This window comes from Candidatus Termitispirillum reticulitermitis (assembly GCF_054655775.1).
Map to the genome: position 1 here is coordinate 1 of NZ_BAAIHG010000078.1, position 4,699 is coordinate 4,699.

Consider the following 4,699-nt stretch of genomic DNA (forward strand, 5'->3'; position numbering starts at 1 on the left):
GCCCGCGCGATATGGCTGATAATCCTGGACCTTATGAGGCATCGCTTGTAGGCACACCTGTAGCAGACGATAAAAAACCGCTAGAGGTAATCAGGACCATTCACTCTTACGACCCGTGTATAGCCTGTGCAGTTCACACGATAGACCCGCAAGGGAAAGAAATTATCAACATAACGGTTGACTAGGAGATAACTATGGAGAATATGTGGTCGCCATGGCGTGGTATATACGTTACAAGCCCTAAGGGGGACAAATGCGTGTTCTGTGAAAAAGCACGCAATCCCAATGATGACGAAGCAAATTACGTTGTTCATCGCGGACATGTGGCGTTTGTTGTTATGAACATCTATCCATACAATAACGGGCACGTTATGCTTATGCCATATAGACATATACCCGATATACTGGAGTTCACTGGCGAGGAGATGGCGGAGATGGATGCGCTTTTGCGCCTATCTATTCAGGCTATCCGTTCTGCCTTATCGCCGGAAGGGTTTAACATTGGCTATAATATCGGAACAGCGGCTGGTGCAGGTATAGCTGGGCACATACATCAACATATTGTGCCGCGTTGGAACGGTGATACAAACTTTATGCCCGTTCTTGCGGAGCATAAGGTGATTTCTGAACATTTAGATATGACTTATAAAAGAATTAAAGATAGCTTTAGGAGGCTAGTATGAAGTTGTTTTCCACAGTGATTAAGGTTGCTATAGTAGCGTATGTTGTGCTATTCGTGGTATGGAATAGTGATATCGTAACAATTACAGCCGTAGGAGAACCTTTCCCGCAAGTATCTTACGAAACGAAGACTTTTATTGTGGGAGTAGGTGCTTTTTTGCTTGGCGCAATACTTGTAGCAATATATTTTATGACTAAGAACTGGAGCGTCTCATCTAATATGAAAAAACTGCGCAGGGAGCTGGAATTAGCAAACGCTAAATTAAGTGCCATATCCGAACAGGCTGCCCCTGCCAGCAAAGGTGCCAACAAATTAACTGATGATGAATCTAAGTAAGGGGCTTTTTCTACTTATATTTTTTAGCCTGTCTGCCCCCTCTCTGGCGCAAACTAAAGAGAAGCTGACCGTAGGGGCTAAGTCCATCCCGCATGCGGAGATGTTAGAGTTTATCAAACCCGACTTGCTGAGTCGCAATATCGCCTTGACGGTGGTTCTATTTGCTGACTATATTACCCCTAACATTGCCTTGCGTGAAGGTGCGGTGGACGCCAATTTTTTTCAACATCAGCAGTATTTTAATAAATTCAAAGAGGATATGAATTTAGATGCTGTATCAGTTGGTTCTGTCTGTATAGAACTGATGGGACTATATTCAAAACGGGTTGATAGCGTATCTAAATTGCAAGTAGGAGCAACTATAGCAATACCTGACGACCCTACCAATATGAGCAGAGCTTTGACGTTGCTGGAAGCTGGCGGACTTATCAAACTAAATCCTATGGCTGGTATGGAAAGCAATTTATCTGATATACAGGCAAACCCTAAAAAACTCAACATAGTAAAACTAGATATTACTTCACTGGTGCGCACCTTAAAAGATATGGACGCCGCCGTGATAGATGCCAGCTTTGCAATGCCTGCAGGATTATACCCTCATAGAGATGCAATATTAGTAGAAACCCCAAATCTGTTATATGCAACAGTAGTAGTAGCCAAGCCCGATGTAGCAACAGAACGGCGAATGCGCTATTTAATGCACCTGTTGCGCTCTGAAAAGACGAAAAGCTTTATGGCTGATAGATACGAAAAGAGTGTTGTGCCCACATTCTAAAAAACGAGGTGCTTTATGAAAAGCGATATAGCGATAGCTAGAGATATTAAGCTCACCCCTATAACAGAGCTTGCTTGCAGCTACGGGATAGATGAAGCCTATCTTGAGCCTTACGGCAAATATAAAGCAAAACTAAACTACGATGCACTACACGATAAGTTAAAGTCCAAACCCGATGGCAAACTAGTTCTAGTAACAGCTATTAACCCTACTCCTGCTGGCGAAGGTAAAACCACCACCACTATAGGGCTTGCTCAGAGCTTAAACATATTAGGATATAAGACATTTGCTGCTTTGCGTGAGCCTTCACTTGGTCCTTGTTTTGGTGTAAAGGGCGGTGCTACGGGTGGCGGGTTTGCACAAATAGCCCCTATGGATGAAATTAACCTGCACTTTACAGGTGATATTCATGCTATTACTACGACAAATAACCTACTGGCTGCAATGATTGACAACCATATATTTCAAGGCAATGAACTAAAGATTGACCCTAAAAAGATTCTTTGGAGACGTAGCCTTGATATGAACGACCGCGCTTTGCGCAGGATGATAATAGATGCAGGGGGGGGAGGCGAATACAATAGTAGTTTCATTATATCGGTTGCATCAGAGATTATGGCGATATTATGCATAACAAGCGACTTAAAAGATTTGAAAGAACGCTTAAAACGAATAATAGTTGCCTATAGCTATGATAACAAGCCTATTATGGCTGGCGATTTGAACGCTGCAGGTGCTATGACCGCTATATTAAAGGATGCTATAAATCCCAACCTAGTGCAGACGCTGGAGCATACTCCTGTTATAGTTCACGGCGGACCATTTGCTAACATCGCGCATGGGTGCAACTCTATACGGGCTACAAAACTTGCCTTAAAACTAGGTGATATAGTTGTTACGGAGGCGGGATTCGGTGCTGACCTAGGTGCGGAAAAGTTTCTTGATATAAAATGCCGAAAAGCTGGATTAAAACCAGCGGCAGTCGTGCTAGTCGCCACCGTACGTGCGCTGAAATATAACGGCGGTGTCAAAAAGGATGCTCTGAATATTGAAAATGTATCAGCCGTAAAAGAGGGGCTAGCCAACCTAGCAAAGCACATAGAGAACTTAAAAAAATACAACTTACCAGTCGTAATTGCTCTAAACTCGTTTGACACTGACACTGATGCAGAATGGGCGGAGATTAGTAGGCTATGCAACGAGATGAATGTAGGTTTTGCTATTAGCGATGTATTTATGCGCGGCGGCAATGGAGGACTGGAACTGGCAGAAGCCGTCTTATGTGCTATAAACAAGCCGTCTGACTTGAAATTATTATATGAAGATTCTCTTGATATAAAGGGTAAGATAGAAAAGATATGCAAGGAAATATACGGAGCAGGCTCAATCCGTTTCGCAGACGATGCAATTATTGGCATAAAAAAAGCAACCGATTTAGGTTATTCACACTTCCCAGTATGCATAGCCAAGACGCAGTATTCATTATCAGACAATCCTAAACTGCTTGGCAGACCAACTGGGTTTGAGGTTACTATAAAAGAGATACGCATAATGGCTGGCGCAGAGTTCATAGTTGCTCTAGCGGGCGACATAATGACGATGCCAGGGCTACCCAAAATCCCAGCGGCTTGCAACATAGACGTGAACGATGAAGGACAGATTACTGGGTTATTTTAAGCCCAGCTATATAACCTCGTCTATTATAAATTTAAGCGGATTTACAGGTATTCCGTTCACTAATACTTCATAGTGTACGTGCGGACCAGTGCTAAGCCCAGTTGAGCCGACCTTTGATATAACCTGCCCACGCTCTACCTTGTCGCCTACACGTACCAAAATAGCGGAATTATGCCCATAGCGCGTCATATAGCCGTAACCATGGTCTATAGTAACAAGGTTGCCATAATCTGCCTTAGGTCCAGCATAGACCACCACGCCACTGGCAGTGCACATAACATCAGCATTAGCACGAGCTGCTATATCTATCCCTTCATGGAAAGTCTGACGTAACGTGAACGGCGACAATCTATACCCAAACTGGCTAGACATCCAGCCACGAACAGGCCAGATAGTCGGAGTATAAAGCATAACAAGACGTCTCTCTTCCAGTCCAACAGCAAGTTCTGAAAGACTAAACTCACGCTTGTCAACTTCGTAGCTCAACTCACTCAATGTTTTATCAAGTTTTTCAAAGAACTCTTTTTCATTTATAGCGGCAAAACTAGAATAATCGCGCATAAGGTCAACTTCCTTGCCACCGATTGCTACAGGTTTGAGCGTCATAGTGCCACGGTGAGAGGTCATTAAATCGCGTATCCTATACTCTAAATCATCCAACATAGCGATTTTGCTGGCAATATCTTTAATTTGTGTGGTATAGCGGGTAAGTTGAGCCTGCAAGTCTTCGACATTCTCAACACCATCTGTTGGAACAAATACCACTCCCCTGCTCTTATACTTATAAACTGAAAATAGAGATGTCAGCAACCCGCCCGCAATCAACACAAAGATAACTAATGTAGCGACAATAGCATATCTGCTAACAGTAAAGGTGTGAACCTTCCCCATCTTGTCAGCATTAAAACACATAAAAGCGTATTTCTTGTTGTTCACTATGCACCTTCGTATTCGTATTATACTGCAACCGCCGGTCAAGTGTTTTAATACCCGCGCATCAGTTATTGTTAGCATAATATGACATATTTTTTTAATGTTGTCAAGTATTTTTATATAAAGATACTATGAGTCACATTTTCAAGGATGTTTGGGGAGGGGAGGTGCAAGAGAGGTCTTATTTACCTAATTAAGTATGATGTTAAACAATCCTTAAAAAGGAGGTGATCCAGCCACACCTTCCGGTACGGCTACCTTGTTACGACTTCACCCCAGTTACCGGACTTGCCATC

The 4,699-nt window shown here is 43.0% G+C and carries 6 protein-coding genes and 1 rRNA gene; 5 read left to right on the forward strand and 2 right to left on the reverse strand.

Features of this window, described 5'->3' with window-relative positions; translation table 11 throughout:
- The 5 genes from AC1MDJ_RS06765 to AC1MDJ_RS06785 all read left to right on the forward strand — a co-directional run.
- A partial coding sequence (locus AC1MDJ_RS06765; RefSeq protein WP_479690173.1) for a nickel-dependent hydrogenase large subunit occupies positions 1 to 185 on the forward strand: 185 nt, incomplete at its 5' end.
- A 9-nt stretch (positions 186 to 194) separates the two neighbouring features.
- On the forward strand, positions 195 to 683 hold the full coding sequence (locus AC1MDJ_RS06770; protein WP_479690174.1) for an HIT family protein: 489 nt from the start codon (positions 195 to 197) through the stop codon (positions 681 to 683).
- Entirely contained in the window at positions 680 to 1,018 is a 339-nt protein-coding gene (locus AC1MDJ_RS06775) for a LapA family protein (RefSeq protein WP_479690175.1), read from the forward strand. The genes AC1MDJ_RS06770 and AC1MDJ_RS06775 overlap by 4 nt, the downstream gene beginning before the upstream one ends.
- Positions 1,002 to 1,793, forward strand: a complete 792-nt coding sequence (locus AC1MDJ_RS06780) for a MetQ/NlpA family ABC transporter substrate-binding protein (protein WP_479690176.1) — start codon at positions 1,002 to 1,004, stop codon at positions 1,791 to 1,793. Before AC1MDJ_RS06775 ends, AC1MDJ_RS06780 begins: the two co-directional genes overlap by 17 nt.
- Positions 1,794 to 1,808: 15 nt before the next feature.
- The gene (locus tag AC1MDJ_RS06785) at positions 1,809 to 3,470 is read left to right on the forward strand and encodes a formate--tetrahydrofolate ligase (protein WP_479690177.1); all 1,662 of its coding nucleotides are present in this window, start codon (positions 1,809 to 1,811) and stop codon (positions 3,468 to 3,470) included.
- A gap of 6 nt (positions 3,471 to 3,476) precedes the next feature.
- Here the strand turns inward: AC1MDJ_RS06785 and AC1MDJ_RS06790 are convergent, their stop codons facing one another.
- Together AC1MDJ_RS06790 and AC1MDJ_RS06795 are read right to left on the reverse strand one after the other, a co-directional pair.
- Positions 3,477 to 4,484, reverse strand: a complete 1,008-nt coding sequence (locus tag AC1MDJ_RS06790) for a M23 family metallopeptidase (protein WP_479690178.1) — start codon at positions 4,482 to 4,484, stop codon at positions 3,477 to 3,479.
- A 139-nt stretch (positions 4,485 to 4,623) separates the two neighbouring features.
- Positions 4,624 to 4,699 (reverse strand): 16S ribosomal RNA (locus AC1MDJ_RS06795); the annotation flags it as partial.

Coding starts and splice junctions, on each gene's coding strand:
- AC1MDJ_RS06770 (WP_479690174.1), top strand. CDS start 195: ATGGAGAATATGTGGTCGCCATGGCGTGGTATATACGTTACAAGCCCT.
- AC1MDJ_RS06780 (WP_479690176.1), top strand. CDS start 1,002: ATGATGAATCTAAGTAAGGGGCTTTTTCTACTTATATTTTTTAGCCTG.
- AC1MDJ_RS06790 (WP_479690178.1), bottom strand. CDS start 4,484: ATGCTAACAATAACTGATGCGCGGGTATTAAAACACTTGACCGGCGGT.
- AC1MDJ_RS06775 (WP_479690175.1), top strand. CDS start 680: ATGAAGTTGTTTTCCACAGTGATTAAGGTTGCTATAGTAGCGTATGTT.
- AC1MDJ_RS06785 (WP_479690177.1), top strand. CDS start 1,809: ATGAAAAGCGATATAGCGATAGCTAGAGATATTAAGCTCACCCCTATA.